At 70.8% G+C, this 26,715-nt stretch carries 23 protein-coding genes; 16 read left to right on the top strand and 7 right to left on the bottom strand.

The window, feature by feature from the left end; all coding sequences use genetic code 11:
• Positions 1 to 178 precede the first annotated feature (178 nt).
• Genes ACGFI7_RS40075 through ACGFI7_RS40110 form a run of 8 tightly spaced genes read left to right on the top strand, consistent with a single transcriptional unit; the run spans position 179 to position 10,209 of the window.
• A complete protein-coding gene (locus tag ACGFI7_RS40075) occupies positions 179 to 1,546 on the top strand; it encodes an extracellular solute-binding protein (protein ID WP_393414506.1) in 1,368 nt (455 codons plus the stop codon).
• Positions 1,521 to 2,453 carry a carbohydrate ABC transporter permease gene (locus ACGFI7_RS40080; RefSeq protein ID WP_393414509.1) on the top strand — a complete coding sequence of 311 codons (933 nt, stop codon included), beginning with the start codon at positions 1,521 to 1,523 and terminating at the stop codon, positions 2,451 to 2,453. The genes ACGFI7_RS40075 and ACGFI7_RS40080 overlap by 26 nt, the downstream gene beginning before the upstream one ends.
• Entirely contained in the window at positions 2,450 to 3,268 is an 819-nt protein-coding gene (locus ACGFI7_RS40085; RefSeq protein WP_393414512.1) for a carbohydrate ABC transporter permease, read from the top strand. The genes ACGFI7_RS40080 and ACGFI7_RS40085 overlap by 4 nt, the downstream gene beginning before the upstream one ends.
• 1 nt (position 3,269) lies before the next feature.
• The gene (locus ACGFI7_RS40090) at positions 3,270 to 4,340 is read left to right on the top strand and encodes an ABC transporter ATP-binding protein (protein WP_393414515.1); all 1,071 of its coding nucleotides are present in this window, start codon (positions 3,270 to 3,272) and stop codon (positions 4,338 to 4,340) included.
• Positions 4,337 to 5,524: a CehA/McbA family metallohydrolase gene (locus tag ACGFI7_RS40095; RefSeq protein WP_393414518.1), complete on the top strand. Its 1,188-nt coding sequence runs from the start codon at positions 4,337 to 4,339 to the stop codon at positions 5,522 to 5,524. The genes ACGFI7_RS40090 and ACGFI7_RS40095 overlap by 4 nt, the downstream gene beginning before the upstream one ends.
• Positions 5,515 to 6,408, top strand: coding sequence for a TIM barrel protein (locus ACGFI7_RS40100; RefSeq protein WP_393414521.1), 894 nt, complete (start codon positions 5,515 to 5,517; stop codon positions 6,406 to 6,408). The genes ACGFI7_RS40095 and ACGFI7_RS40100 overlap by 10 nt, the downstream gene beginning before the upstream one ends.
• A 22-nt stretch (positions 6,409 to 6,430) precedes the next feature.
• On the top strand, positions 6,431 to 7,510 hold the full coding sequence (locus ACGFI7_RS40105; RefSeq protein ID WP_393414523.1) for a Gfo/Idh/MocA family protein: 1,080 nt from the start codon (positions 6,431 to 6,433) through the stop codon (positions 7,508 to 7,510).
• Entirely contained in the window at positions 7,507 to 10,209 is a 2,703-nt protein-coding gene (locus ACGFI7_RS40110; protein ID WP_393414526.1) for an alpha-mannosidase, read from the top strand. The genes ACGFI7_RS40105 and ACGFI7_RS40110 overlap by 4 nt, the downstream gene beginning before the upstream one ends.
• Here ACGFI7_RS40110 and ACGFI7_RS40115 read toward each other — a convergent pair.
• Positions 10,206 to 11,669 carry a PucR family transcriptional regulator gene (locus tag ACGFI7_RS40115; protein WP_393414529.1) on the bottom strand — a complete coding sequence of 488 codons (1,464 nt, stop codon included), beginning with the start codon at positions 11,667 to 11,669 and terminating at the stop codon, positions 10,206 to 10,208. The two genes, ACGFI7_RS40110 and ACGFI7_RS40115, sit on opposite strands and share 4 nt — an antisense overlap.
• A gap of 69 nt (positions 11,670 to 11,738) precedes the next feature.
• Between ACGFI7_RS40115 and speB the strand changes: the two genes are divergently transcribed.
• A complete protein-coding gene (speB, locus tag ACGFI7_RS40120) occupies positions 11,739 to 12,671 on the top strand; it encodes an agmatinase (protein ID WP_393414532.1) in 933 nt (310 codons plus the stop codon).
• Positions 12,668 to 14,191: a purine-cytosine permease family protein gene (locus tag ACGFI7_RS40125; RefSeq protein ID WP_393414535.1), complete on the top strand. Its 1,524-nt coding sequence runs from the start codon at positions 12,668 to 12,670 to the stop codon at positions 14,189 to 14,191. The genes speB and ACGFI7_RS40125 overlap by 4 nt, the downstream gene beginning before the upstream one ends.
• Positions 14,192 to 14,207: 16 nt before the next feature.
• On the opposite strand, the gene ACGFI7_RS40130 is transcribed toward ACGFI7_RS40125, so the two are convergent.
• The 6 genes from ACGFI7_RS40130 to ACGFI7_RS40155 all read right to left on the bottom strand — a co-directional run bounded on the left by ACGFI7_RS40130 (position 14,208) and on the right by ACGFI7_RS40155 (position 19,470).
• Positions 14,208 to 16,004 (bottom strand): ABC transporter ATP-binding protein, encoded by a 1,797-nt coding sequence (locus ACGFI7_RS40130; protein WP_393414538.1) that lies wholly within the window; start codon positions 16,002 to 16,004, stop codon positions 14,208 to 14,210.
• A gap of 98 nt (positions 16,005 to 16,102) precedes the next feature.
• Positions 16,103 to 16,642 carry a TlpA family protein disulfide reductase gene (locus ACGFI7_RS40135; protein ID WP_393414540.1) on the bottom strand — a complete coding sequence of 180 codons (540 nt, stop codon included), beginning with the start codon at positions 16,640 to 16,642 and terminating at the stop codon, positions 16,103 to 16,105.
• Positions 16,643 to 16,837: 195 nt separating this feature from the next.
• The gene (locus ACGFI7_RS40140; protein WP_393414543.1) at positions 16,838 to 17,053 is read right to left on the bottom strand and encodes a hypothetical protein; all 216 of its coding nucleotides are present in this window, start codon (positions 17,051 to 17,053) and stop codon (positions 16,838 to 16,840) included.
• A 111-nt stretch (positions 17,054 to 17,164) separates the two neighbouring features.
• Positions 17,165 to 17,647: a signal peptidase I gene (lepB, locus tag ACGFI7_RS40145; RefSeq protein ID WP_393414546.1), complete on the bottom strand. Its 483-nt coding sequence runs from the start codon at positions 17,645 to 17,647 to the stop codon at positions 17,165 to 17,167.
• 11 nt (positions 17,648 to 17,658) lie between these two features.
• Entirely contained in the window at positions 17,659 to 18,420 is a 762-nt protein-coding gene (locus ACGFI7_RS40150) for a BTAD domain-containing putative transcriptional regulator (protein WP_393414549.1), read from the bottom strand.
• 555 nt (positions 18,421 to 18,975) lie between these two features.
• A complete protein-coding gene (locus ACGFI7_RS40155) occupies positions 18,976 to 19,470 on the bottom strand; it encodes an Lrp/AsnC family transcriptional regulator (protein WP_393414552.1) in 495 nt (164 codons plus the stop codon).
• 190 nt (positions 19,471 to 19,660) lie between these two features.
• Between ACGFI7_RS40155 and ACGFI7_RS40160 the strand changes: the two genes are divergently transcribed.
• From ACGFI7_RS40160 to ACGFI7_RS40185, 6 genes are all read left to right on the top strand, one after another.
• A complete protein-coding gene (locus tag ACGFI7_RS40160; RefSeq protein ID WP_393414555.1) occupies positions 19,661 to 21,136 on the top strand; it encodes a gamma-aminobutyraldehyde dehydrogenase in 1,476 nt (491 codons plus the stop codon).
• A gap of 43 nt (positions 21,137 to 21,179) precedes the next feature.
• A complete protein-coding gene (locus tag ACGFI7_RS40165) occupies positions 21,180 to 22,271 on the top strand; it encodes an ABC transporter ATP-binding protein (protein ID WP_393414557.1) in 1,092 nt (363 codons plus the stop codon).
• 9 nt (positions 22,272 to 22,280) lie between these two features.
• The gene (locus ACGFI7_RS40170) at positions 22,281 to 23,510 is read left to right on the top strand and encodes a PotD/PotF family extracellular solute-binding protein (protein ID WP_393414560.1); all 1,230 of its coding nucleotides are present in this window, start codon (positions 22,281 to 22,283) and stop codon (positions 23,508 to 23,510) included.
• A 3-nt stretch (positions 23,511 to 23,513) separates the two neighbouring features.
• On the top strand, positions 23,514 to 24,365 hold the full coding sequence (locus ACGFI7_RS40175) for an ABC transporter permease (RefSeq protein WP_393414563.1): 852 nt from the start codon (positions 23,514 to 23,516) through the stop codon (positions 24,363 to 24,365).
• On the top strand, positions 24,362 to 25,153 hold the full coding sequence (locus tag ACGFI7_RS40180) for an ABC transporter permease (protein ID WP_393414566.1): 792 nt from the start codon (positions 24,362 to 24,364) through the stop codon (positions 25,151 to 25,153). The genes ACGFI7_RS40175 and ACGFI7_RS40180 overlap by 4 nt, the downstream gene beginning before the upstream one ends.
• A gap of 165 nt (positions 25,154 to 25,318) precedes the next feature.
• Positions 25,319 to 26,713 (top strand): NAD(P)/FAD-dependent oxidoreductase, encoded by a 1,395-nt coding sequence (locus tag ACGFI7_RS40185; RefSeq protein ID WP_393414634.1) that lies wholly within the window; start codon positions 25,319 to 25,321, stop codon positions 26,711 to 26,713.
• Positions 26,714 to 26,715 lie beyond the last annotated feature (2 nt).

Consider the following 26,715-nt stretch of genomic DNA (forward strand, 5'->3'; position numbering starts at 1 on the left):
GGATGTCCGCTATGTTCTCACTGTGCCCAGTGCCGATTTCCGATGGCCCCTGTGGGCACGCTCCCCGGAATCAGCCAGGACTTTACGTCATATACATGTCATGACATATTGGCCCTGACTTCCTCCCTTTAGGATGTGTCGGAGGGTTTGCAGAATGGTGCGGAAAAGGTCGATAGGTGTGGTCGCGGTGCTCACCGCCTCCGCGCTGGGACTGGCCGCGTGCGGCCAGTCGTCCGGTGACGGCGGCGAAGGCGGCGCCATCGAGCTCACGATCACCCAGAACGCCATCGCCGGCGGAAAGAACGCGGCGGCGGCCGACCACATCGCCAACTGGGTGATCCCCAAGTTCCAGGAGGCCCAGAAGGCCAAAGGGAAGAACGTCACGGTCAAGTTCATCCCCAGCGGCGTCGACGACGAGCAGTACAAGACCAAGCTCTCCCTTGACCTCAAGTCAGGCAAGGGGGCCGATGTGATCGACATCGACGGCATCTGGGCGGGCGAGTTCGCCGAGGCGGGCTACATCAAGCCGCTGGCCGAGGTCGCCGGGCCGGAGGCCGAGAGCTGGGAGGGCTGGCAGCAGATCCCGGAGGCCGTCCAGGGCCTGGCCACCTACAACGGCAAGAAGTACGCCCTGCCCATCGGCACCGACGGCCGCGTCCTCTACTTCAACAAGACGCTCTTCGAGAAGGCCGGGCTGCCCGCCGACTGGCAGCCGACGAGCTGGCAGGAGATCATCGACGCGGGCGGCAAGCTCAAGTCCGCCGGGGTCCCGGTGCCGATCCAGATCAACGCCGGCACCGCCATGGGCGAGGCCACGACCATGCAGGGCGTGCTCCCGCTGCTGGCCGGCGCGGGCGGCGAGGTCCAGCAGGACGGCAAGTGGACCGGCGCGGCGCAGCCGCTGAAGGACGCGCTCGGCCTCTACCAGAAGGTCTACGGCGGCGGCCTCGGCGATCCCAAGCTCCAGCAGGAGGCCAAGGGACGCGACAAGTCGTTCCAGCAGTTCGCCGAGGGCAAGATCGGCATTCTCCTGGAGGGCGACTACTTCTGGCGCGGCGTGGTCAACCCCAAGACCGGCGTCGCCCCGATGGCCGACCGCGACCAGGTCGTCGGCTACGCGAAGATCCCGGCGATCGAGCCCGGCAAGGGCATCAGGGGTCAGGACTTCGTCAGCATGTCGGGCGGCGCGCTGCGTACGCTCAACCCGAGCTCCAAGCACCCGAAGGAAGCCTTCGAGCTGCTCGCCTTCACGCTGTCGGCGGACGCGCTCAAGGAGGAGACCAAGGACGGCAACGTGCGCATCACCCCGCGCTCGGACGTCAACAAGGAGATCCTGGCCGGTGAGCCGCTGCTGACCTACATCTCCGAGGAGGTCCTCCCGCTGACGGCCTACCGGCCGCCGGTGGCGGTCTACCCGCAGGTGTCGGTGGCGCTGCAGGAGGCCACGGCGGCGGTCGCCGGCGGCACTCCGGCCGACCAGGCGGCGGCCGACTACCAGAAGAAGCTCGAAGGAATCGTCGGTGGCGCGAACAACGTCGCCTCCTGATCCGAAGGTCCTCGACGCGACGCCCGCCCGCGGCTACAGCTCCGACGCCGCGGGCCTGGGCAGGCTGCGTGCGGGGGCCTTCGTGGCGCCCGCCCTGGCGCTCATCGCGGTGTTCCTGGTCTTCCCGGCGCTCTGGGTCATCTACCTGGGGTTGATGAACTACCGGCTGACCGGGATCGCCGCGGCGGAGCCGCAGTTCGTCGGCCTGGACAACTATCTGAAGGCGCTGTCCGACCCGGGGTTCTGGAACTCCACGGTGCTGACCTTCCAGTTCGTGCTGGGGTCGGCGGTGATCGGGCAGGTGGTGCTCGGCTTCACCCTGGCCTGGTTGATGCGCAACCGGCGCGGCGCGCTCAAGAGCGTGGTCGAGGGCGTGGTCATCCTGGCCTGGATCCTGCCGAGCGCGGTCGTGGCGTTCCTGTGGGTGGCACTGCTCGACCGTGACAGCGGCACGCTCAACGCGGTGCTCGGCATCCCGGGCTTCGCCTGGCTGCTCGACTACCCGATGCTGTCGATCATCATCTTCAACACCTGGCGCGGCACCGCGTTCTCGATGATGCTGTACGGGGCCGCGCTGGGGAACGTGCCGCCCTCGCATCTGGAGAGCGCGCGGCTGGCCGGGGCCTCCGGCTGGCAGCAGTTGCGCGACGTGGTCTTCCCGCACATCCGCGGTCACATCCTGACCAACCTGCTGCTGATCAGCCTGTGGACGTTCAACGACTTCGGGCCGTTCCTGCTCACGGCGGGCGGACCGGAGAACAAGACCGAGATCCTGGCCGTATACGTCTACAAGACCGCGTTGCAGGCGGGCGACCTGGGGTACGGCGCGGCGATCTCGACGATCATCCTGCTGATCAACCTGGTCGTGGCGATCTTCTATCTGCGGCTGCTCAGGAGGAGAGGATGACGCGGTTCGTGGCCGGCCGGATCGGCTTCTACACGCTGGTGGCGCTGCTGCTGGCGTTCTTCGCGATCCCGCTCCTGTGGCTGGCCTCGGCGCCGTTCACCTCGAACCCCACGTACGAGGTCCGGGTGCCGGACTTCACCTGGGAGAACTTCCGGATCATCCTGGAGCACCCGTACGCGCTGGGTTCGCTGGTCAACTCGCTGATCCTGGCGATCGGGACGGCGGTGCTGGTGGTGGTGATGTCGGCGCTGGCGGCCTACGCGCTCAGCCGGGTCCGGCTGCCGGGGCGCGACGCGTTGCTGTACGCGCTGCTGCTGCTGTCGTCGATCATCACCGGGACGGCCGCGATGGTGCCGTTGTTCCAGCTCGCGATCGAGCTGGGGCTGATCGACTCGCACACGGGCCTGATCCTCATCATGACCGGCGGCCTGCTGCCCGCCGCGATCTTCATGATCAAGGATTTCATGGACACGACGCCGAAGTCGTACGAGGAGTCGGCGCGGGTGTTCGGCGCCTCGCCGCTGCAGATCGTGCGGCACGTGGTCGTCCCCGTGGTGCGGCCCGGCCTGGCCACGATCGCGGTGTGGACCATCGCCAACGTGTGGGGCAACTTCCTGATGCCGTACCTGCTGCTCAGCGACGTGGAGAAGCAGCCCGCCGCGGTGATCATGTACACCCTCTACACCGAGGGCGGCCAGGCCAACCTCAAGGTGCTGTCCACGTTCGGCCTGCTCTACTCGGTCCCCGTGGTGCTCATGTACCTGTTCGTCAGCAAGAAGTACGGCTTCCGCTTCCACGGAGGGATCAAGCGCTGAAATGGCCGCAATCGAACTTCGGGGCCTGACCAAGGTCTATCCCGGTGGGGTGAAGGCGCTCGACTCGCTGGACCTGACCATCCCCGACGGCGAGTTCTTCGCCCTGCTCGGCCCCTCGGGCTGCGGGAAGACCACGTTGCTGCGTACCATCGCCGGCCTGGAGACCGCGACCGGCGGGGCGGTCGTCATCGGCGCGCGCGACGTGACGAACGTGCAGCCGGGCGGCCGCGACGTCGCGATGGTCTTCCAGGACTACGCGCTGTTCCCGCACATGGACGTCACCGACAACATCGCCTACCCGCTGCGGATCAAGAAAGTGGGCAAGGCCGAGCGCCGGGCGAAGGCGTCGGAGGTGGCCGCCCGGCTGGGCCTGGAGCGGCTGATGGACCGGCGGCCGGGCCAGCTGTCCGGCGGGCAGCAGCAGCGGGTGGCGCTGGCCCGGGTGATGGCCACGCAGGCGCAGGCGTTCCTGTTCGACGAGCCCCTGTCCAACCTGGACGCGCGGCTCCGGTTGGAGGCGCGCACGTTCCTCAAGAAGCTCCAGCGGGAGCTGGGCGTCACCACCGTGTTCGTCACCCACGACCAGGCCGAGGCGCTGGCCATGGCCGACCGGATGGCGATCATGGAGTCGGGGCTGATCCGCCAGATCGGCACGCCTTCGGAGGTGTTCCAGCGGCCGGCCAACACGTTCGTCGCCGGGTTCATCGGCTCGACCCCGATGAACCTGCTGGACGCCGTCGTCATGGGTGACGGCCTGGAGGTGGCCGGGTGCAAGGTGCCCGTCCCCGCCTCGGCCGAAGGGCTCCTGGCCGACGGGGAGAAGCTGGTGTACGGTCTGCGTCCCGAGTACGCCTCCTACCGGGCCGGGGCCGTGGCGGGCGGCCTGACCGGAAGCGTCGTCATCCTGGAGAACCTCGGCGCCTCCCATCTGGTGACCCTCGACGTCGGCGGCGTCCCGGTGCAGGCCGTGGTGGCCGAGGGGGAGGAGCCGGCGCTGGGCGAGCAGGGCACGGTGGTGCCGAGGAACGACCGCGCGCTGGTCTACCGCGACGGCGAGCTGGTGGCCGCATGACCGTGATCAGGGGCCGCTGGAGCCTGGACGACCGGCTGGAGCGCATCCTGCGGGAGGTGCCGTTCGAGGTGCCCGAGGGCGCCGCCGCGGTGACCGTCCGGCTGTCGTACGACCGTTCGCTGGGTGTGCTCGACCTGGGCTGCGCCGGGCCGCGTGGCTTCCGTGGCTGGTCCGGCGGGGCGCGCGACGAGTACACGATCGCTCCCGGCTGGGCGACGCCCGGCTATCTGCCCGGCGAGCCGGAGTCCGGCACGTGGCAGGTGTGGCTGCGCCTGCACCGGATCCCGCCGGAGGGGCTCGACTACACGCTGGAGATCAGCACCTCCACCGTGGCGCCCGCGCCGCCGGAGGAGGCCGAGCCGGCGCATGGCGAGCGGCCGCCACGGCGCGACGTCCCGGACGTGGACGGCCTGCGCTGGTTCGCCGGCGACTTCCACGCCCACACCGTGCACAGCGACGGCCGGCTGACCATCGCCGAGCTGGCGGAGCTGGCCCACGGGCGCGGCCTGGACTTCCTGGCCGTCACCGACCACAACACGGTCAGCCACCACCCCTGGCTGGCCAAGACCGACCGGGGGATCACGCTGCTGCCCGGCCAGGAGGTCACCACCGACCGCGGGCACGCCAACGTGTTCGGCGACGTCGGCTGGGTCGACTTCCGGCAGCCGGCCGACGCGTGGGTGACGCACGCCGAGCAGGCGGGCGGGCTCATCTCCATCAACCATCCGCTCGGCGGCGACTGCGCCTGGCTGCAGCCGCTCACCCGGCGGCCCAGGATCGCCGAGGTCTGGCACTCCGGCTGGTGGGACCGGCGCTGGGGCGCGCCCCTGGCCTGGGCCGACGCCTGGCATCCCGACCTGGTGGCGATCGGCGCCAGCGACTTCCACCGGCCCGGCGCCGACGGCCTGCCCGGCTCGCCCACCACGTGGGTCCTGGCAGAGGACACCGGCGCGGTGTTCGCCGCCGTCGCCGAGGGCCGCACCGCGGTCTCGGCCGGGCCCGACGCCCCGCTGCTGCTGCGCCTGGGCGACGAACTGCTCGCCCTGGACGCCGACGGTCTCATCCTGGTCCGTCCCGGCGGCGAGCGCCTGGTCATCCGCGGTGACCGGGTGCTGCTACCCGCCGCCGAAGGACGCCACCGCCTGGAAACCTACGAGAACGAGGTGATGGCGCTATGCGCCTGATCAGTGTCGCCAACGCCCCGGTGAGCTTCGGGGTGTTCGAGCTGAGCGACGCGCCGCCGCCGCTGACCTCCGGCGAGATGGTCGCGGCCATCGCCGACGCCGGCTACGACGGCATCGACCTCGGCCCGATCGGCTACCTCGGCACCAAGGACGATCTGGCCGAACGGCTGGGCGGGCTGCTGCTCGCGGGCGGCTGGGCCGACCTGCGCTACGGCGACGCCGACGAGTTCGGCAAGGGGCTGGCCGCCCTGGACGCCACCCTGGAGGTGTTCGCCGCCGCCCCGGCGGCCCCCGACCACCTCAGGCCGCGGCCGACGCTCGGCTGTTCCGGCTCGCCCGCCCGCTTCGCCCGTCCGGGCGGGAACGCTCCAGGTCTGGAGCGGGGAGAGTGGCCGGGTTACGCCGCCCGCGTCCAGGAGGCGGTGCTGCGCTGCCGCGACGCCGGCTTCGAACCGGCCTTCCACCACCACCTCGGCACCTACGTCGAGACCCCCGAGGACGTGGAGCGGCTGCTGGAGCTGACCGACGTGCAGCTCTGCCTCGACACCGGCCACCTGCTGCTGGCCGGGGGAGACCCGGTGACGGCGCTGCGCGACTGGTCCGGCAGGGTCGGCCACGTGCACGTCAAGGACGGCGACCGGGCGATCCTGGCCCAGGCCCTGGCCGACGGCGCGGACCTGCGCGAGCTGATGGGCCGCGGCGGCTTCGCCCCGCTCGGCGAGGGCGAGCTGGACCTGCCCGGCGTGGTGCGGACGCTGGACGAGATCGGCTACACCGGTTGGGTGATCATCGAGCAGGACACGTTGCCCGGCAGGCGGTCAGTTACGCGGAACATCACCGATCAAGCCGCCAACCGCGAGAAGCTACGGGAACTCGGACTTTGACGCCACGCTGGAGGACCCAGTCTTGAAGATCGCCCTTGTCGGGTGCGGCGCCGTCACGCAGGCGGTGTACGTGCCGCTGCTGTCGCGCCGCCGTGACCTGTTCGAGGTGACGGCCGTCTGCGACCTGTCGCGGACGCTCGCCGACGCCGTCGGTGACCGGCTCGGCGCGCCCGGCCGGTACACCTCGCTCGACGCCATGCTGGCCGCGGGAGGTTTCGAGGGCGTGCTCGTGCTCGCCTCCGGCTCCCACGGCGAGACCGTGGGCCGGGCGCTGTCCGCGGGTCACGCGGTGCTCTGCGAGAAGCCGCTGGCGCTGACCCGGGCGGAGGTGGCCGCGCTGCCCGAGGGCCGGCTCATGGTCGGCTACATGAAGCAGTACGACCCGGCCGTGCGCCGGGCCGAGGAACTGCTGGCCGAGCTGGGCGGGCCGGAGGCGATCAGGTCCGTCGAGGTGACCGTGCTGCACCCGAGCGGGGAGTCGCAGCTCGCCTTCGCCAACCTCGTCCAGGCCCGCGACGTGCCCGCCGACCTGCTCGCCGGGCTGCGCGAGCGGGAGGACGCCCTGGTGTCGCGGGCGCTCGGCGAGCAGGCGCCCGCCTCGGTCCGCTCGCTGTACGCGGTCGCGCTCGGCTCGATCTGCCACGACCTGTCGCTGCTGCGCCGGTTCACCGGCTCGCCGACGGAGATCGGGCACGTCGAGACGTGGGGGGCGGCGCCCGGGTCGGTGGAGATCTCCGGGCCGCTCCCGGCCGCCGGGCGGTTCTCCATCCGCTGGCACTATCTGGAGGGCTATCCCGCGTACCGGGAGACCGTGGCCGTCCACCACGACGCCGGCACGCTGGAGCTGGCCTTCCCCGCTCCCTACCTGATGAACGCGCCCACGGTCCTCACCGTGGTGTCCGGCGGCGAGAGCCGCACCGAGTGGCGTGACGTGACCGAGGCGTTCGAGGTCCAGCTGGCCGCCTTCCACGCCTTCGCGGCCGAGGGCGAGCCGCCGCTCACCGGCCGGGCCGGCGCCCTGGAGGACATCGTCACCGCCCAGCGCGTGGCCGCGCGCTACGCCGTACAGCACGACCTGCCGATCGGAGGGGAAGCCGCGTGACCACAGGGATCAGCGGGGAGAGCGGGGAGATCGTCGTCGTCCCGCACACGCACTGGGACCGGGAGTGGTACGAGCCGTTCCAGCGGTTCAGGCTGCGGCTGGTCGCGCTCATGGACGAGGTGCTCGACACCATGGAGCGCGAGCCCGGCTACCACTTCACCCTCGACGGGCAGCTGGCCTGCGTGGACGACTACCTGGAGGTGCGGCCGGAGAACCGCGACCGGGTGGCGGCGCTGGTCGAGTCGGGCCGGCTCGCGGTCGGGCCGTGGCAGATCCTGCTGGACGAGTTCCTCTGCTCGGGCGAGAACATCGTGCGCAACCTGGAGCTGGGCATGGCCAGGGCCGACAAGCTCGGCGGGGCCATGCCGGTCGGCTACCTGCCCGACATGTTCGGCCACACCGCGCAGATGCCGCAGATCCTGCGCCGGGCCGGGCTCGCGCACGCCTGCGTCTACCGGGGCGTGCCGTCGTCGGTGACCACCGACGCGTTCGCCTGGGTCGCCCCCGACGGCACCGCGATCCGCGCCCAGTACCTGCCCGCGGGCGGCTACGGCAACGGCGCCCACCTGTTCGAGGACTCCGAGCGGCTCGCCGAGCGGGGCGCCGCCTTCGTCGCGACGATGCGCCGCTGGCACGGTCCCGAGGGCCCGCTGCTGGCCATGTACGGCACCGACCACTCGGCCCCGGTGCGCGGTCTGCCCGAGATGGTGGCCGGGCTCGGCGCCCGGATGGACACCCTCTCCGGTTACGTCACCGCCCACCCGGCCGACGTCGAGGGGCTGCCCCGGGTGGCCGGCGAGCTGCGCTCGCACGCGCGGGCCAACATCCTGCCCGGCGTCATCTCCGTGCGCGCGGCCGTGAAGCAGGCCATGGGCCGCGCCGAGCGGATGGTCGAGCGGTACGCCGAGCCGCTGGCGGCGCTCTGGGGCGCCGAGTGGCCCGGACGCTTCCTCGACATGGCCTGGTGGCGGCTGGTCGACGCCAGCGGCCACGACTCGGTGACCGGCTGCGGCGTCGACGAGACCGCCCAGCAGGTGGCCGCCCGCATCGCCGAGGCCGAGCACCTCGGCCAGGCCGTGCGCGACATGGTCACCGCCCGGCTGGCCGCGTCGGTGCCGTCCGGCGGCCTGCTCGTCGTCAACCCGACCCCGGCCACCAGGCGCGGCGTGGTGCTGCTGAACGTGGCGGGCGAGGACCCGATCACCGGCCCCGGCGGGGCCCGGGTGCCGGTCCAGCCGCTGGAGTACGCGCCGACGCTGCTGCTCGACGAGGAGATGGACCCCGCCACGGCGCTCACCTTCGTGCACGGCACCGAGCTGTACGGCCAGCACATCACCGGCTGGTCCGTCGAGGACGGGGTGCTGACGTTCACCGTCGCCCGCGAGTCGCGGCTGCCGTTCGACGTCGGCCAGGTGCGCGAGGCGCTCGCCGGGGTCACCCGGGTGCGCATTCTCGCCGAGCCGCGCCGGACCGTGGCCGCGCTGATCGAGGCGCCGCCGCTCGGCCACACCAGCGTGCGGCCGACCCCGGACGCGGACCCTGACGGCCGCCTGCCCGCCTCGGTCCGGCCGGTCCGGGCCGGGGAGCGGGTGCTCGACAACGGGCTGCTCCGGGTCGAGGTGGCCCGCGACGGCACGCTCACGCTGACCGGCGCGCACGGCGTCACGCTCACCGGCGCCGGCCGCATCGTCGACGGCGGCGACGTGGGCGACAGCTACAACTACGCGCCTCCGGCCGAGGACCGGCTGGTCTCCGAGCCCGACTCGGTGCACGTGCAGCTGGTGTGCGGAGGTCCGCTGGTGGCCGCGTACGACGTGTGGCGCACCTTCCGGTGGCCCGCCGCCGGCGACGGGGTCGAGGGCACGCCGGAGATCCCCGCGCGCTCCCGCACCGAGGCGACCGAGGAGATCGCCGTCCGCACGCGGGTCGAGCTGCGCACGGGCGAGCCGTTCGTCCGGCTCACGGTGGACTTCGACAACCGGTGCGCCGACCACCGGGTGCGGCTGCACGTGCCGCTGCCCGAGCGGGCCGCCGTCTCGCACGCCGAGGGCCAGTTCGCGGTCGTCACCCGCGGGCTCACCGCCGAGGGCGGCTGCGGCGAGGAGCCGCTGCCCACCTACCCGGCCTCCTCCTGGGTGGCCGCCGGGGGAGTGGCGGCGCTGCTGGAGCACGTCACCGAGTACGAGCTGGTCGACGACGGCGGCGAGCTGGCGCTCACGCTGCTGCGCTCCATCGGCTACCTGTCGCGCAACCGGCACGTCCTGCGGCCCGAGCCGGCCGGGCCCCAGCTGCCGACCCCGGCGGCGCAGTCGCGCGGGCTGCGGTCGGTGTCCCTGGCGCTGATGCCCTACGCCGGGACGTGGGAGGCGGTGCCGGGCGCGGCCGAGGAGTTCCGGCACGACCTGGTCACCGTGGCCGGCACCGGCGACCCGTCGCTGCCGCTGCCCGCCCCGGCCGCCGGGCTTTCCGTCGAGGGCGACGGCGTGGTCATGACCTCGCTGCGGGTTCGCGACGGCTGGAAGGAGCTGCGGGTGGTGGCGCTCCGCGACGACCCGACGCAGGCGCTCGTCACCGGCGGCTTCACCCGGGCCCGGCGGGCCGATCTGCGCGGCCGGCCGGGTGAGACGCTGGAGGTCGCCGACGGCTCCCTGCGCCTGCCGCTGGGCGGATGGGAGATCGCCACCGTGCAGGTGTCCTAGTCCTGGGGCAGGCCGAGCTGGCGGGCGGCCTGGAGGGCGAGCCACACCTCGGCGAAGGCGGCCGTCGAGGTGAGGTCGCGCCCGGTCAGCGACGCGAACCGGCGCAGCCGGTAAGCCAGGGTGTTGGGGTGGATGTGCAGCGCCGCCGCCGTGTCCTCCGACCGGCGGTCGTGCTCCATCCAGGCGCGGACCGTGTCGAGCAGCCGCGAGTCGTGCGCGGCGTCGTAGGCGAGCACCGCGCCGAGGACGTGGTCGACCAGGGCCTCCAGGGTGTCGGAGTCGTCCGGCAGCCACCGGCCCGTCGGGTCCTTGCCGTAGACGACCAGCGGCTGGCCCGACTCGACGGCCCGGCCGGCCGCCCACACGGCCTCGCGCCTGGCCACGCGGGTGGAGGCGCCCGGCGGGAACGGCCGGCTCATGCCCGCCCGGACGGCCGGCGGCCCGGTGATCGGCCCGGCCAGGGAAGGCGGGCCGAGCACGTACAGGTCGTCGCCGCGGCGCAGCATGAGGTGCGGGTGGTCGGCCAGCGCCCGCCGCAGGTCGTCGTCGCCGGCGCCGCGCACCACGACCAGCACCGCGTCGGCGTCCGGCGGCAGCCCCAGCCGGGCCAGGCGGCGGCGCGCGGTGGCCGGGTCGAGCACGTCCTGCAGCAGCTCCGCCAGCGTCTCCGCGCCCTCGCGGCGCAGCGTCTCGCGCTCGTTCCTGGCCATGGCCACCTGGAGCGCGGCCACCGTGGCGATGTGCTGCACCACGGCCAGCCCGGCGGGGCGGGCGCCCTCGCGCTCGAACGCCACGAGGAACCCGGCGGGCCCGCCGGGCGCGGGCACCGGCAGCACGAAACCGCCGGGGATGGTCGGCGGCGCCTCGGGCTCCGACGGCAGCACGTCGAGTGACGGCGGCACCGGCACCCCCGGCAGCAGCGGCCGGCCCTGCGGGGTGCACAGGAACACCTGGTAACCCGACAGCCGTTCCAGCCGCCTGAACAGGGTGGCCGGGTCGAGCTCCTCCGACGCCAGCCAGCGCAGCGCGCCGAACACCTGGAGCTGCGCACCCAGCCGGTGGCGGGCGTCCTCCTGTACCGCCGCCGCCACCTCCTGGGCGATGGCGATGAACGGCACGGCCAGCGGCACCTCCAGCACCGGCATGCCGCGCCGCTCGGCCACCTCGAAGAACGCCCGGTGCAGCGGCGGCACGTGCAGCTGCGCCGACAGAGCCAGCGCGGACACGCCCGCGTCGTCCAGCCGCTCCAGGTAGGCCCGCTGGCCGGCGGCGGACCGGGGCACGCCGATGCCCGTCGTCATGATCACCTCGGCGCCGAGGAGCCACGGCGTCGGGTCGGTCAGCTCGCTCACGTGCGCCCACGACACCGAGCGGCCGAGCCCCGCCCGGCCCGCGAGCAGGCGCAGTTGCAGGGCCGGCAGCCGCAACAGGTCGAGCACCGTCACCTTGTGGTCAGCCACAACTCCCACTGTAGGACTTCGTGGCAGGGCCAATTGCCGCAGGTCAAAAGCATGACATTGACTGTGCGCATGACTAAAGGCCCCATCGACTCAGCAAGGGTCCCGCGCTTCGCGGGGCCCGCCACCTTCGCCCGCCTGCCTCGCGTCGACGAGGTGGAGCGCGTGGACGTGGCGGTCGTGGGCGTCCCGTTCGACAGTGGCGTCTCCTACCGTCCGGGGGCCAGGTTCGGCCCCTCCGCGGTGCGCGAGGCGTCACGGCTGCTGCGGCCCTACCACCCGGGTCTGGACGTCTCCCCGTTCGAACGGGTCCAGGTGGCGGACGCCGGCGACATCGCCGCCAACCCCTTCCACATCGAGGAGGCGATCGAGAGCATCGAGGCGGGGGCCGCCGCGCTGGACGCCCGCCTGGTGACCATCGGCGGTGACCACACGATCGCGCTGCCGCTGCTCCGCGACGCCGCCCGGCGGCACGGGCCGGTGGCGCTGCTGCACTTCGACGCCCATCTGGACACCTGGGACACCTACTTCGACGCCGAGTACACGCACGGCACCCCGTTCCGCCGGGCCGTGGAGGAAGGACTGCTGGACACCGAGGCGCTCGGCCACGTCGGCATCCGCGGCCCGCTCTACGGCAAGAAGGACCTCGACGACGACCGGCGCCTCGGCTTCGGCATCGTCACCGCGGCCGACGTGCTGCGGCGCGGCGTCGACGAGGTGGTCGACGCGCTGCGCCAGCGGATCGGCGAACGCCCCCTGTACGTGTCGGTCGACATCGACGTGCTCGACCCGGCGCACGCCCCCGGCACCGGCACCCCGGAGGCGGGCGGGCTCACCAGCCGCGAACTGCTGGAGATCCTGCGCGGCCTGGCCGGGTGCAACCTGATCGGCGCGGACGTGGTCGAGGTGGCGCCCGCCTACGACCACGCCGAGATCACCGCCGTCGCCGCCTCTCATGTCGCCTACGACCTCGTCACCTTGCTGGCCTTGCAGGAGAACGCATGAGCACCTCCATCACCGAGATCGAGACCCGCGGCGTCGACCGCATCCCCGACGCCGAGCGCACCGCCCGCCCCCTGGACCTGTTCAGGCTCTCCTTCGGCGGCGCGAACACCTTCGCCACCTGCGTGCTCGGGACCTTCCCCATCCTGTTCGGCCTGTCGTTCTGGCAGGGGCTCGCCGCGACCGTGCTCGGCCTGCTGGTCGGCGCGCTCATCCTGGCGCCGCTGTCGCTGTTCGGGCCGCTCAACGGCACCAACAACGCCGTCTCCTCCTCCGCGCACCTGGGCGTGCACGGCCGGATCGTCGGCTCCTTCCTGTCGCTGCTGACCGCGATCGCGTTCTTCTCGATCTCCGTGTGGTCCTCGGGCGACGCGCTGGTCGGCGGCGCGCACCGGCTGGTCGGGCTGCCGGAGTCGGACTTCTCCTACGGGGTCGCGTACGCGATCTTCGCGGGCCTCGTGCTCGTGGTGTGCGTGTACGGGTTCCGGTTCATGCTGTTCGTCAACAAGATCGCGGTCATCGCGGCGTCGGCGCTGTTCGTGCTCGGCGTGTTCGCCTTCGCCGGTGACTTCGACCCGTCGTACGCCGGTCTGCTGGCGCCCGGCGACCCGCTGTTCTGGCCGTCGTTCATCGGCGCGGCGCTGATCGTGCTGTCGAACCCGGTCTCGTTCGGCGCGTTCCTCGGCGACTGGTCGCGCTACATCCCGGCCGAGACGCCGCGGGGCCGGGTGATGGCGGCCGCCTTCATGGCCCAGGTCTCCACCATCCTGCCGTTCTTCTTCGGCCTGGCCACCGCGTCGATCATCGCCGCCAAGGCCGCCGAGTACATGGACCCGGCCGCGCCCAACTACGTCGGCGGCCTCCTGGCCATCGCGCCCACCTGGTACTTCATCCCCGTCTGCCTCATCGCGCTGATCGGCGGCATGTCCACCGGCACCACCTCGATGTACGGCACCGGGCTGGACTTCTCCAGCGTCTTCCCCGCCTTCACGCGGGTGAAGGCGACGCTGCTCATCGGCTCGCTGTCGATCGTGTTCGTCTTCGTCGGCCGCTTCGCGGCCAACCTCACGCAGAGCATCTCCACGTTCGCGACCCTTATCATCACCTGCACCGCGCCGTGGATGGTGATCATGATGCTCGGGTACGTGACCCGCCGCGGCTGGTACGACCCCGAGGCGCTGCAGGTGTTCAACCGGCGGCAGCGGGGCGGGCGTTACTGGTTCACCCACGGCTGGAACTGGCGCGGCCTGACCGCCTGGCTCGCCTCGGCCCTGCTCGCGCTGGCGTTCGTCAACCTGCCCGGCCAGTTCGTCGGGCCGCTCGGCGACCTGGCCGGCGGGGTGGACGTGTCGCTGCCGCTCGGCCTGGCCACGGCCGCGGTGCTTTACATGGCGCTGCTGTGGGCCTACCCCGAGCCGCGCGAGGTGTACGGGCCGCGGGGCCCGCGCTGGGTGCGCACGGCCGACACCCCGGTGCCGCCGATCGTGCCCGCCGCCGTTCCGGAGCCCTCCGTCTCCACCTGACCGCCGGTCCGCCCGCTCACCCCTGCCCGGCCGTCCGGGCAGGGGTGGCCTCCGTGCGGTAACCGCTGGCCTGGAGAGTGAACAGCCGGGCGTACTCGCCGTCACGGGTGATCAGCTCGCTGTGGGTGCCCTGTTCCACGATCCGCCCGTCGGCGAGCACCACGATGAGATCGGCCTCGCGCACGGCGCTGAGCCGGTGCGAGATGAGCAGGCTGGTGCGCCCGGCCCGGTGCCGGCGCAGGTCGGTGTGCAGGTCGTGTTCGGCCTCCGCGTCGAGGCCCGCGCTCGGCTCGTCGAGGATGACCAGGTCGCGGTCCTCCCGCAGGTAGACCCGGGCGAGCGCGACACGCTGCCACTGGCCGCCGGAGAGCAGCACGCCCGCGGCCAGTTCGTCCTCGCCCGGATGCCGGAACGTACGGCTCAGCATCGTGTCGTAGCCATGGGGGAGATGCGCGAGCGTCTCATCGATCCCGGCCAGCGTGGCGGCCCGGTGGATGCGCTCTCGGTCCGACATGACGGAAATGTCGCCCACGCCGATGTTCTCGGCGGCGGTGAACTCGTAAGCGACGCAGTCCTGGAAGACCGCGGCGATCCGGTCGCGAAGGTCCGCGGGGTCCATCTCACGGATGTCCACCCCGTCCCAGAGCACCGCGCCGCGTTGCGGATCGTAGAACCGGCAGAGCAGCTTGACCAGCGTCGACTTGCCGGACCCGTTGAGGCCGACCAGAGCCAGCGCGCTGCCGTAGGGCAGGAACAGATCCACGCCCTTCAGGACCCACGGATGCGCGTCGTCATAGCGGAACCACACGTCGCGGAACTCGATCCCGTGCCGGAACGGCGGCGCCTTCCTCGGCGCCTCCACCACCGGCAGGTCCGGTTCGGCCCGCACCACCTCGCGGTAGTGACCGAACAGGAGCAACGACTCGTACACCCCGCCGACCGACCCGACCAGCTCCGCGAGGCCCGACTGCACGCCGGCCACCGCCGCGACGAAGACGGCCACGTCGCCGATCGACAGCGCGCCGCCCGCCGTGCCCGCCACCACCCAGATCAGGCCGGCGCCGGCGGTCACCGCGCCGAGCGCGCTGAGCAGCGTCTGCGCCTTCAACTCGCGTACGTCGACGGCCCGCTCGCTCTCCTGGGCCTCGCGGACGTCGGCCAGCAGCCGCCGCCGGAGGTACTCGCCGAGCCCGAACAGGCGGACTTCCTTGGCGAAGTCGAGGTTGGTGAGCAGCCTGGCGAAGAAGGCGCTGCGGCGGCCGAGCGGACTGGTCATCCAATGCATACCGGCCCGGACCCGGCTCAGGGCCACCTCCGCGATGACGGCCGGCACCGCGGCGAGCAGCACCACGGCGGTCATGACCGGGCTCAGCACCGTCAGGGTGACGACGAACCCGACGACCGAGATGAGCGTCCGCAGCGCGGAGAACGTGGGCAGGACGATCTGGCCGGCCGCCGTCTGGCCCGTCTGTTCGGCCAGCCGCAACCGGTCGAGGAACTGCGGCGTCTCGAAACGCGCCAGCCCGGCGAACCGGTTGACCGCACGGAACAACTCGTCGCGGGCGAGCAGGTCGAGCCGCCGGCGCAGCTGCGCGTCGAGATAGCGGTCGAGATGGGAAAGGGTGGCGGTCAGCAGGCCGATGAGGGCCAGGCCCGCCGCCAGCCCGACCAGCAGCGCCTGGTCACGTCGGGGGCTGCTCAGCTCGTCGAGCAGCAGCTTGGTGAGCCAGGCGCCCGCGACGGGCCAGAGGCCCGACAGCACCGACAGGGCGACGGAACCGAGCGACAACAGCGGACCGGCTCTCCAGACCATCGCCCACGCGGCACCGGCCCGTTGCCGGAGTGTGCCGGCGGCCGAAGTCTCCGGCGTGCCCGGGGGCGAGGTGTCCGCACGGTTCCGTGCGGCGCGGATCACGCGGGAACCGGCCGGTCCAAGTCCATCACGGAGATGGAGGCGGCCCGCACCACTCCCTCGGAGGCGAGATAGAAGGCGGGAAAGGCCCTGGCCTGGAACGCTTTTTCGATCGGGCCTCCCCAGGGCTGGCGGACCACGCTCGCGACCGGCCGCAGCTTCTCGACCAGCTGCTCAGCCTGGGCGCTGTCGTCTCCCATGATCACCGCCACCGCCGCGGGCCGGTCGACGCGCCGGTCGGTGATGAGGCCGACGAGATCCGGCAGCTGGTCCAGGCACACCGAGCACTCCGTGGAGAGGAGCGCGACGACCTCGGGCGAGGTCACCCGGCTGTCGACCGTCTCACCGTCGACAGACTCGGCCTCGATCATCGGCAGCGACGTCCCCGCGGCCAGCAGCGCCCCGGCCGGGTTCCCCGCCGTGAGCGCCACGAGCTGCGTGGTGTGCTCCCGTAACCGGCGGATCACCGCCAGGGTGAGGACCAGGTTGACCAGGCTCACCAGCCCGAAGAAGACCATTCCGGCCACAAGAAACGACACTCCGTCTTACCTTTCAGGACCGAGCCGGCGAGAGGCCGGCGCGAACGATGACGGCGAGATCGTCGGTTGACCCGACCCCGACGGCGACCGTCGCCCCACCGGGAGACGGGGCGACGGCGCCGGCGACATGATTGGTGCTCCGGCCGGCGTGCGCGCCTGGTCAGGCGGCGGCGGGCCGGTGCCGGGTGTTCGGTGTCAGCAGCAGTCGTAGCAGACGGCCCTGCAGGTCCGGTCGTTGCCGCACCACTTGAGCTTCGAGGAGCGGTCGAGCCAGCGGTAGCAGTAGTAGTTGCAGCCGCTGCCGTCCGTGTAGAGATACTTGCCCTGGCACAGGGGGGCCGCGTCCGCGCTGCTGCTGGGCAGCAGCAGCGAGAGCAGTTTGTCGCCCAGTGCGTTGACCTTTTTGATCATGCTTCTCCCTTACGCATCGACGGTGCACGGACCCGCTGCAGGGAGCGCGGGACCCATGTCACCTCCACACCGCGGTGCGCCGTCACCCTCTCAGCCGTCACTACCGGAGTACTACCGCAGCCCTACCGGATCGCTACCCGGTCGCCACCGGCGCGGCCGGCCGGGATCGGGGCGCGACGACAGGCGTCTGGTCACGACGCCGACCAGGTCCTCAGCGGACAGGAAACCCCAGGTCCTGGAGTCGTAACTGTCGAGCGCGTCCCCGAAGACCACGAGGCGACGGGCCGGGACCGGCGTCCCGGCCGGTATCCCGCAGGCGTCGACGGCGGCCTCCGGCAGGGGGTCGCCGGGTACGGCCACGACCCGCTTGATGCTCCAGCCCCCGCGTGCCGGACCCGAGGAAGACGGCGTGCGCAGCACCACCACGTCGCCCCGGTGAGGCGGCCGGCCGGTCACCCTGCGCACCAGGACCCGGTCGCCGTCGGTGAAGGCCGGGCTCATGCTCCCGCCGTTGACCGTGATGACGAGATAGCGGCGTCGTACGGCCAGCAGACCGGCGGCCACGGCGAAGCCCGCGGCGATCGCCACGCTCACCCGCCGGCCCCTCATGGGACGGGCAGCATCTCGGCCGCCGGTGTCTCGATCAGGATGGCGTGCTGGATGTCGCGCAGTTCGCTGCTCGGCTCGATGCCCAGTTCCTCACGGAGTCGCTCGCGGATGCCGTGGTAGGCGCGCAGGGCCTCGACCCTGCGCCCGCACCCGTACAGGGCGATCATCAGCAACGCGCACAGGCGCTCGCGCAGCGGATGGAACCCGATCAGCGGCTCGATCTCGGCCGCCACCCTGGCGTGGCCGTCGAGCGCCAGCTCGGCGTGCAGGCACTCCTCCCATGCGATCAGACGTTGCTCCTCCAGGTGGGCGGCCTCCGCGGCGAGCCCGGGCACGCCGTCGAGCGCCCGCCCGAACCAGCGGGCCAGCGCCACGCGGAAGCAGGCGACCGCCGCGGGCAGGTCACCCGCCACCATGGCGGACGTGGCCTCCCGCACCTCTCCTCTGAAGACCTCCACGTCGATCTCACCCGGCGCGGCGTGGAGCAGGTATCCGGCGGAGACCGTGCTGATCCGTTCGCCTCCGGTGGACGTGCGACCCAGGTTCTGACGTAACGTCGAGAGGGTCTTCTGGATCTGGGCCTGTGCGGTGGGCGGAGGGCGGTCGCCCCACACGATGTCGACCAGCCTGTCGGTCTTCACGACCCGGTTGGCGTTCAGCGCCAGTGCCGCGAAGACCGCGCGCTGGCGATGTCCCCGGAACCACCGGCGGCAGGCGTCGCCGCGCACCTCCGGTGGCCCCAGAAGGCAGAACTTCATATACACCCCGTAGAAGCTCACATGCTCATAAACTGGACAGAAGAGCAGTTATTGCTATATAAGCCACTAATCCCGAATTATGCGCTATGGCCTATCGGCTCACTAGGGGACCGTATTGGCGTTGCGCAATCTCAGCTCGAATGTCACGGAATCGATACGGAGTTCGAAGTCCTCCGTCGAATTGCGGGATCAGGCGGCGGCGAAGGGACGGGACGATCAGCGGCGTCGCCCGCGAAGCCCCTGCTGCACAGCGGATCCAGACGACGACGCGCATGGAACGTATGACTACGGGACAGAAAAGGATTCATCGCTCCCGGCACCGTGCGACTTGTCCAGCCCTGCATTCCCGGAGTTCGGGTTCGCGGCTTCGCAGGACTCTTGCGGCGGAAAAAGCCGGTGCGATGGGTCGTCGCGGTGGGGAAGCGGCCCAGCCCTCCGTAGGGGTGGCGCTGGTGAAACCCGTCAATGCGCTCGCGACGGCGATATCGCCATCATCGATCCGGCCGCCCGGAGGCCCTGACCGGCCGCGACGGGGTCGACGTCCTGGCCGTGCGCCTACCTGGTGCCCCACGAGTACGTCTGCTTGCGCAGCTTGAGGTACACGAACGACTCGGTGGCCCGCACCGCGGGGATGGCCCGGATCTTGCTGAGGATCTCCAGCAGGTGACGGTCGCCCTCGCACACCACCTCGACGAGGACGTCGAAGGAGCCGGCGGTGAGCACCACGTAGTCGATCTCCTCGATCGCCGCCAGCTCGTCGGCCACGGACTCCAGGTCGCCCTCACAGGTGACGCCGATCAGCGCCTGGCGCGGGAAGCCGAGCGTCAGCGGGTCGGTCACCGCGACAATCTGCATGACACCCGCCTCCTGCAGCCGCTGGACCCGCTGGCGGACCGCCGCCTCCGACAGGCCGACGGCCTTGCCGATCGCGGCGTACGGTTTGCGGCCGTCGGACTGGAGCTGCTCGATGATCTGCTTGGACAGCTCGTCGAGCACGACCGGTCCGGGCGCGGTGTCCTTGCTGCGGCGTACGCGCGGAGGCGTCGTCATGTCGAGGGATCCTCCAACCGTCCGGCATGTTACGGGGGCGTTCCCGGGGGGTTGCCGTCCTGGTGCGACATGGTGTCAGTTCTCACGGGTCTGTCAAGCGAATTCGTAGCAATTTGGTATCTTCGCCACGAAATCCCTTGTTCAGATGCGGTTACTCTGTAAGAGTCGCGGCAACTCAGCCACCTGCGGCATGACCAGCCCCTCACCAGTCATCTCTACAGGAGGTCATCCCTTGACCATCCGTCTGCAGAACTTCGTCAACGGTGAGTTCGTGGACGCCAAGAGCGGCCGATTCTCCGACGTCATCGATCCTTGCACGGGCGAGGCCTACGCGCAGGCCCCGATCTCCGGCCCCGAGGACGTGGACGCCGCCTACGAGGCCGCGGCCGCCGCGTTCGAGTCGTGGGGCAGCACCACCCCGGGGGAGCGGGCCAACCTCCTGCTCAAGGTCGCCGACGCCATCGAGGCGCGGGCCGACGAGATCAACGAGGCGGAGTGCCGCAACACCGGCAAGCCGCTCGCCCGCATGGCCGAGGACGAGACCCCGGTCGCGGCCGACCACTTCCGCTTCTTCGCCGGCGCCGCCCGCACGCTGGAGGGCCCGACCTCCGGCGAGTTCCTCGCCGAGCACACCAGCGTCATCCGGCACGAGCCCATCGGGGTGATCGGCCAGGTCACGCCGTGGAACTACCCGATGATGATGGCGGTCTGGAAGATCGCCCCGGCGATCGCGGCCGGCAACACCGTGGTGCTCAAGCCGTCCGACACCACCCCGGCCTCCACGCTCAAGCTCGCCGAGATCCTCGGCAGCGTGCTCCCGCCCGGCGTCTTCAACGTCGTCACCGGCGACCGCGAGACCGGCGCCACCGTGGTGAGCCACCCGACCGCCGCGATGGTGGCGATCACCGGCTCGGTGGGCGCGGGCATGTCGGTTGCCAAGAGCGCCGCCGACGACCTCAAGCGGGTCCACCTGGAGCTCGGCGGCAAGGCCCCGGTCGTGGTCTTCGAGGACGTCAAGGACCTGAGCAAGGCCGCCCAGGACATCGCCACCGCCGGCTTCTACAACGCGGGGCAGGACTGCACCGCCGCCTGCCGGGTGCTCGTCCAGGAGAGCGTGCACGACGAGTTCGTGGCCGCGCTGACGGAGGCCGCAGCCGCCACCGTGACCGGCGACCTGGCCGACGAGGACGCGCTGTACGGCCCGCTCAACAACGAGAACCAGCTCGCCCGCGTCCAGGGCTTCATCGAGCGCGCCCCCGCGCACGCCAAGGTGCTCACCGGCGGGCAGCGGGTCGGCGAGCGGGGCTACTTCTTCGCCCCCACCGTCGTCGACGGACTCAAGCAGGACGACGAGATGGTGCAGAACGAGGTGTTCGGCCCGGTCATCACCGTCCAGACGTTCACCGACGAGGCCGACGCGCTGGCCAAGGCCAACGACGTCAGGTACGGCCTCAGCGGCTCGGTGTGGACCGCCGACCACGGCCGCGCCATGCGGATGTCGAACAAGCTCGACTTCGGCGTCGTCTGGGTCAACACCCACATCCCGTTCGTCTCGGAGATGCCGCACGGCGGCTTCAAGCACTCCGGGTACGGCAAGGACCTGTCGGTGTTCGGCCTGCATGACTACACCAGGGTCAAGCACGTCATGCACTACATCGGCGAATAACCAGTAACCGACCGGCAAGAACGCACAAAGGGAACCTCCCCGTATGGCCGAGCAGAGTCCGACTGACCCCCCGATCGACAGGGCGATCGAGCTGGAAGACGTCGTCAAGGAGTACGTCTCGCATGGCGAGGTCGTCCAGGCGGTCAAGGGCGTCACCCTGGACATCGCCGAGGGGGAGTTCTTCTCCCTCCTCGGCCCGTCCGGTTGTGGCAAGACCACCACGATGCGCATGATCGCGGGCTTCGAGGAACCGTCCAAGGGCGTGATCCGGTTGCACGGCCGGGACGTCACCGACGTCCCGCCCAACAAGCGCGACGTCAACATGGTCTTCCAGTCCTACGCGCTGTTCCCGCACATGAGCGTGTGGGACAACGTGGCCTTCGGCCTGAAGCAGAAGAAGACCTCCCCGGACGAGATCAAGCGGCGGGTCGGCGAGATGCTGGAGATCGTCGACCTGACCGGCCGGGAGAAGCGCCGCCCGCGCGAGATGTCCGGCGGCCAGCAGCAGCGCGTCGCGCTGGCCCGCGCGCTGGTCAACCGGCCGCGGGCGCTGCTGCTCGACGAGCCGCTCGGCGCCCTCGACCTCAAGCTCCGGCAGGCCATGCAACTGGAGCTCAAGCGCATCCAGCGCGAGGTCGGCATCACGTTCGTGTACGTGACGCACGACCAGAACGAGGCGCTGACCATGAGCGACAGGATCGCCGTCATGAAGGACGGGGTCATCGAGCAGCTCGCCCCGCCGCGCGAGATCTACGAACGGCCGGCGACCACGTTCGTGGCCGGCTTCATCGGCACCTCCAACCTCCTGTCCGGCACCGCCACCGAAGGCGTGCTGAAGCTCGGCGCCGGCCGCGTGCTGGTGCCGGGCCACGAGGGCGAGGTGTCGGTCACCGTACGTCCCGAGAAGATCACCCTCACCAAGCAGGAGCCCACGAGTGACGTGAGCGCCCTGCCCGGGACCGTGTCCGAGGTCGTCTACCTCGGCACGTACAACAGTTACGCCGTGCAGCTCGCCGACGGGGCCGAGATCACGGTGTTCGAGCAGAACGCGCACGACGCGACGGTCACGGCGGAGCGGGGCGACTCGGTCTGGCTGTCGTGGCAGGCGCAGCACTCATATGTGATGGGAAGTTGATTGCACGTCATGAACCGCCTGCACTCTCCCGCCCTGGTCAGGGGCATGACCCAGCCCCGCACCCGCCGCGACGTCTTCAGGCTGGCCGGCCTCTCCGCCGCCGGCCTCGCCCTGGCCGCCTGCGGGGTCCAGGGCCAGAAGGCCGCTCCGCCGAAGGCCGACGCGGTCGCCGACTACTGGGCCTCCCAGAAGAAGAACGGCAAGGTCGTCTTCGCCAACTGGCCCGAGTACATGCCCGAGGACCACGGCCCGCTGAAGAAGTTCCAGCAGGAAACCGGGATCTCCTACGAGTACAAGGAGGTCATCAACGAGAACGCGGAGTTCTTCGGCAAGGCCGACCCCGTGCTCCGCGCCGGTCAGCCGCTGGGCTACGACATCGTCGTCATGACCAACGGCGTCCAGCTCCAGCACATGTTCGAGCTGGGTTACGCGATCACGCTGGACCAGTCGAAGCTGCCCAACTTCAAGGCCAACGCCGGGGCCGCCTACCAGGACCGCGCCTACGACCCGGGCAACAAGTACACGATCCCGTACACCTCGGGGTTCACCGGCATCGCGTACAACACCAAGTACGTCAAGGACGACATCACCAGCATCCAGGCGCTGTTCGACGCCAAGTACGAGGGCCGGGTCGGCATGATGGCCGACGCCCAGGAGATCGCCAACTTCGGCATGATCGCCCTCGGCATCGACCCGACGACGTCGACCGAGGACGACTGGAAGAAGGCCGGCGAGAAGCTCAAGGCGCAGCGTGACGCCGGGATCGTGCGCAAGTACTACAACCAGGACTACATCGACGCCGTGTCCCGTGGCGACGTCTGGGTGACCATGGCCTGGTCCGGCGACGTGTTCCAGCGGCAGCTCGCGGGCGAGCCGGTCAAGTTCGTGATCCCCGAGGAGGGCGGCACGATCTGGACCGACAACATGCTCATCCCGAAGGGCGCCGCCAACCCGGTTGACGCCATGATGCTCATGGACTACCTCTACAAGCCGGAGATCGCCGCCGAGCTGGACGAGTACATCCAGTTCGTCACGCCCGTGCCCGCGGTGCAGGACCTGCTGCGCAAGAAGGCCGAGAGCGCCTCGGGCGACGACAAGAAGGCGCTGCTCGACATGGTCGAGAGCCCGCTGATGTTCCCGACCGAGGCCGACTACGCCAAGCTTCACAGCTACACGCCGCTCACCACGGCGAAGGAGCAGGTGTTCAACCCGATCTTCCAGTCCGTCACCCAGGCGTAGGCCATGAGGCGTCTCACCCCTTACCTGCTCGCGCTGCCGAGCTGGATGTGGCTGGCGATCTTCCTGGTGGTGCCGCTGGCGGCGATGGCGTCGGTCTCGCTGCAGACCGGCAACGTCATCGACGGGTTCGTCATGACGTTCAGCTTCTCCAACTACGGTGACGCCCTCGGCACCTACAGCAGCCAGCTGGTCCGCTCGCTGGGCTACGGCGCGGCGGCGACGGCGGCCATGCTGGTGATCGGCTATCCGGTGGCCTACTGGATCGCGTTCAAGGGCGGCAGCCGCAAGTCGGTCTACCTGTTCCTGCTGCTGCTGCCGTTCTTCGTGTCGTTCGTGCTGCGCACCATCTCGTGGGGCTTCCTGCTGGCCGACGACGGCATCCTGCTCGGCACGCTGAAGGGCTGGGGCGTGCTGCCGACCGGGTTCCACGTGCTCGCCACCTCCTTCGCGGTGATCGCGGGCCTGACGTACAACTGGCTGCCGTTCATGATCCTGCCGATCTACGTGTCGCTGGAGCGGGTGGACCCGCGCCTGGTCGAGGCGGCCCAGGACCTGTACGCGACGCGCGGCACCGCCTTCCGCAAGGTGGTGCTGCCGCTGTCGCTGCCGGGCGTGTTCGCCGGGGTGCTGATGACGTTCGTGCCGGCCACGGCCGACCCGGTCAACGCCCAGGTGCTCGGCGGCACCGGCAACACGATGATCGGCAACATCATCCAGACCGAATACCTGGTCAACAACGACTACCCGACGGCCTCGGCGCTGTCGTTCACGCTGATGGCGGTGCTGCTCGTGGGCATCTTCGTGTACGCCAGGGTGCTCGGCACCGAGAACGTCCTCGAGGCGGCGGCGCGATGAGGGGCACCCGCGTCCGGTTCGGCGACCGGCTGCTGAAGGCCTACACCTGGCTCGTCATCCTGTGGCTGGCCGCGCCCATCGCCGTCATGATCGCGTTCGGCTTCAACGACAAGCAGAGCAAGTCGAACGCCACCTGGCAGGGCTTCACGCTCAAGTGGTACGGGGAGCTCTTCGCGATCCCCGACCTGAGCAGCGCGCTGATCAACTCGCTGACCATCGCGCTGGCCAGCACGGTCATCACCGTGATCATCGGCACCATGCTCGGGCTGGCCCTGGGCCGCCACCGGTTCCGCGGCCAGGGCGCGACGAACTTCCTCGTGTTCGCCGCGATCTCCACGCCCGAGCTGGTCATGGGCGCCTCGCTGCTGTCGCTGTTCGTCTCGGCGAACGTCCCGCGGGACCAGATCACGATCACGATCGCGCACGTGCTGTTCTCGCTGTCGTTCGTGACCGTGACCGTGCGGGCCAGGGTGGTCACCCTCGACCCGTCGCTGGAGGAGGCGGCCAAGGACCTCGGGGCCGGGCCGTGGGCCACGTTCCGCCAGGTCACGCTGCCGTCCATCATGCCGGGCGTGCTCGCCGGCGCCATGCTGGCGTTCGCGCTGTCCATCGACGACTACGTGGTGACGAGCTTCGTCAACGGCTCCACGCTCACCTTCCCGCTGTGGATCATCGGCTCGGTGAAGACCGGTATCCCGCCGCAGGTGAACGTCATGGGCACGCTGATCTTCGGTGTCGGCGTGCTGATCGCGATCGTCAACGCGATCGCGGCCAGGCGCCGCGCCTGAACCATCCGGGAGCTCCCGCCGGCGGCGGGGGCTCTTCGGCATCGAAACGCTGCCGGCAAAGAACAGGGAGGCGAGATCGGATTCCGGCGGGGGGAACCCGCGCGTGATCACCCTATTGGTCCCGCAATTTTTTACTTTTCGCACATCGTAAGGGAAGTGGGATTTGTGGATCCGCTGAAGGCGCTGGCTGACGCGGAGCGCAAGCCGTACTGGCTGGACAGCCCGGCCAGACCCGAGCCGCGACCGCGGCTCTTCGGACACACCACCGCCGACCTGGTCGTCGTCGGCGGCGGCTTCTCGGGCCTGTGGACGGCCCTGATGGCCAAGGAACGCGACCCCTCACAGGACGTGGTGCTGCTGGAGGGGCGCAGGATCGGCTGGGCGGCCTCCGGCCGCAACGGCGGGTTCTGCATGGCGACCCTCACGCACGGCCTGTCCAACGGGCTGGAGCGCTGGCCGGACGAGATCGACCGGCTGGAGCGCATGGGCGTGCAGAACCTCGACGAGATCGAGAGCACGCTCCGGCGCCACGACATCGACTGCTCCTTCGAGCGCACCGGCGAGCTGAACGTCGCCACCGAGCAGTGGCAGCTCGACGCCCTGTACGAGCACCTCGGCGTGATCGAGGAGCTCGGCCTGGACTACGTGCCGCTGGACCAGGAGCAGATCCGCGCCGAGATCGACTCCCCGACCTACCTGGGCGGGCTCTGGGACCGCAGCGGCTGCGCCATGCTCGACCCCGCCCGGCTGGCGTGGGGCCTGCGCGAGGCGTGCGTGCGGCTCGGGGTGCGGGTGCACGAGCGCAGCCCGGTCCGCTCGCTGGACGACGACGGCGTCTCGATCACCCTGCGCACCCCGAACGGCTCGGTCACCGGCCGCAGGGTCGCGCTCGGCACCGGCGTGTTCCCGCCGCTGCTGCGCCGGCTGAAGCACTTCGTGGTGCCGGTGTACGACTACGCGCTGATGACCGAGCCGCTCAGCCACGCCCAGCTCGGCGAGGTCGGCTGGCGCAACCGGCAGGGCGTGGGCGACGCCGCCAACCAGTTCCACTACTACCGGCTCACCGACGACAACCGCATCCTGTGGGGCGGCTACGACGCGGTCTACTACAACGGCGGCCTGGTCAAGCCGGAGTACGAGCAGCGCGACGAGACCTTCGTCAAGCTGGCCCAGCACTTCTACGACACCTTCCCGCAGCTCTCCGACGTGCGCTTCACCCACCGGTGGGGCGGCGTGATCGACACCTGCAGCAGGTTCAGCGCGTTCTACGGCCAGGCGCACGGCGGGCGCCTGGCCTACGCCGTCGGCTACACCGGCATGGGCGTCGGCGCCACCCGGTTCGGCGCGAACGTCATGCTCGACCTGCTGGCGGGCGAGCGCACCGAGCGCACCGAGCTGCGCATGGTGCAGGAGAAGCCGATGCCGTTCCCGCCCGAGCCGGTCCGCTCGGGCGTCATCCAGTTCACCCGCTGGTCGATCGCCAAGGCCGACGAGCACGAGGGCAAGCGCAACCTATGGCTGCGCACGCTGGACCGGATGGGGCTGGGCTTCGACTCCTAGCT

Origin of the sequence: Nonomuraea sp. NPDC048826, from assembly GCF_043198225.1 — a bacterium.
Classification (GTDB): Bacteria; Actinomycetota; Actinomycetes; order Streptosporangiales; family Streptosporangiaceae; genus Nonomuraea.

Bases quoted from the DNA above. Each gene is read 5' to 3' on its own strand.
- ACGFI7_RS40155 (WP_393414552.1), bottom strand. From the start codon at position 19,470: ATGACGACGCCTCCGCGCGTACGCCGCAGCAAGGACACCGCGCCCGGA.
- ACGFI7_RS40175 (WP_393414563.1), top strand. From the start codon at position 23,514: ATGAGGCGTCTCACCCCTTACCTGCTCGCGCTGCCGAGCTGGATGTGG.
- ACGFI7_RS40170 (WP_393414560.1), top strand. From the start codon at position 22,281: ATGAACCGCCTGCACTCTCCCGCCCTGGTCAGGGGCATGACCCAGCCC.
- ACGFI7_RS40160 (WP_393414555.1), top strand. From the start codon at position 19,661: ATGACCAGCCCCTCACCAGTCATCTCTACAGGAGGTCATCCCTTGACC.
- ACGFI7_RS40140 (WP_393414543.1), bottom strand. From the start codon at position 17,053: ATGATCAAAAAGGTCAACGCACTGGGCGACAAACTGCTCTCGCTGCTG.
- ACGFI7_RS40130 (WP_393414538.1), bottom strand. From the start codon at position 16,004: ATGGTCTGGAGAGCCGGTCCGCTGTTGTCGCTCGGTTCCGTCGCCCTG.
- ACGFI7_RS40180 (WP_393414566.1), top strand. From the start codon at position 24,362: ATGAGGGGCACCCGCGTCCGGTTCGGCGACCGGCTGCTGAAGGCCTAC.
- ACGFI7_RS40150 (WP_393414549.1), bottom strand. From the start codon at position 18,420: ATGAAGTTCTGCCTTCTGGGGCCACCGGAGGTGCGCGGCGACGCCTGC.
- ACGFI7_RS40090 (WP_393414515.1), top strand. From the start codon at position 3,270: ATGGCCGCAATCGAACTTCGGGGCCTGACCAAGGTCTATCCCGGTGGG.
- ACGFI7_RS40100 (WP_393414521.1), top strand. From the start codon at position 5,515: ATGCGCCTGATCAGTGTCGCCAACGCCCCGGTGAGCTTCGGGGTGTTC.
- ACGFI7_RS40165 (WP_393414557.1), top strand. From the start codon at position 21,180: ATGGCCGAGCAGAGTCCGACTGACCCCCCGATCGACAGGGCGATCGAG.
- ACGFI7_RS40085 (WP_393414512.1), top strand. From the start codon at position 2,450: ATGACGCGGTTCGTGGCCGGCCGGATCGGCTTCTACACGCTGGTGGCG.
- ACGFI7_RS40095 (WP_393414518.1), top strand. From the start codon at position 4,337: ATGACCGTGATCAGGGGCCGCTGGAGCCTGGACGACCGGCTGGAGCGC.
- speB (WP_393414532.1), top strand. From the start codon at position 11,739: ATGACTAAAGGCCCCATCGACTCAGCAAGGGTCCCGCGCTTCGCGGGG.
- ACGFI7_RS40125 (WP_393414535.1), top strand. From the start codon at position 12,668: ATGAGCACCTCCATCACCGAGATCGAGACCCGCGGCGTCGACCGCATC.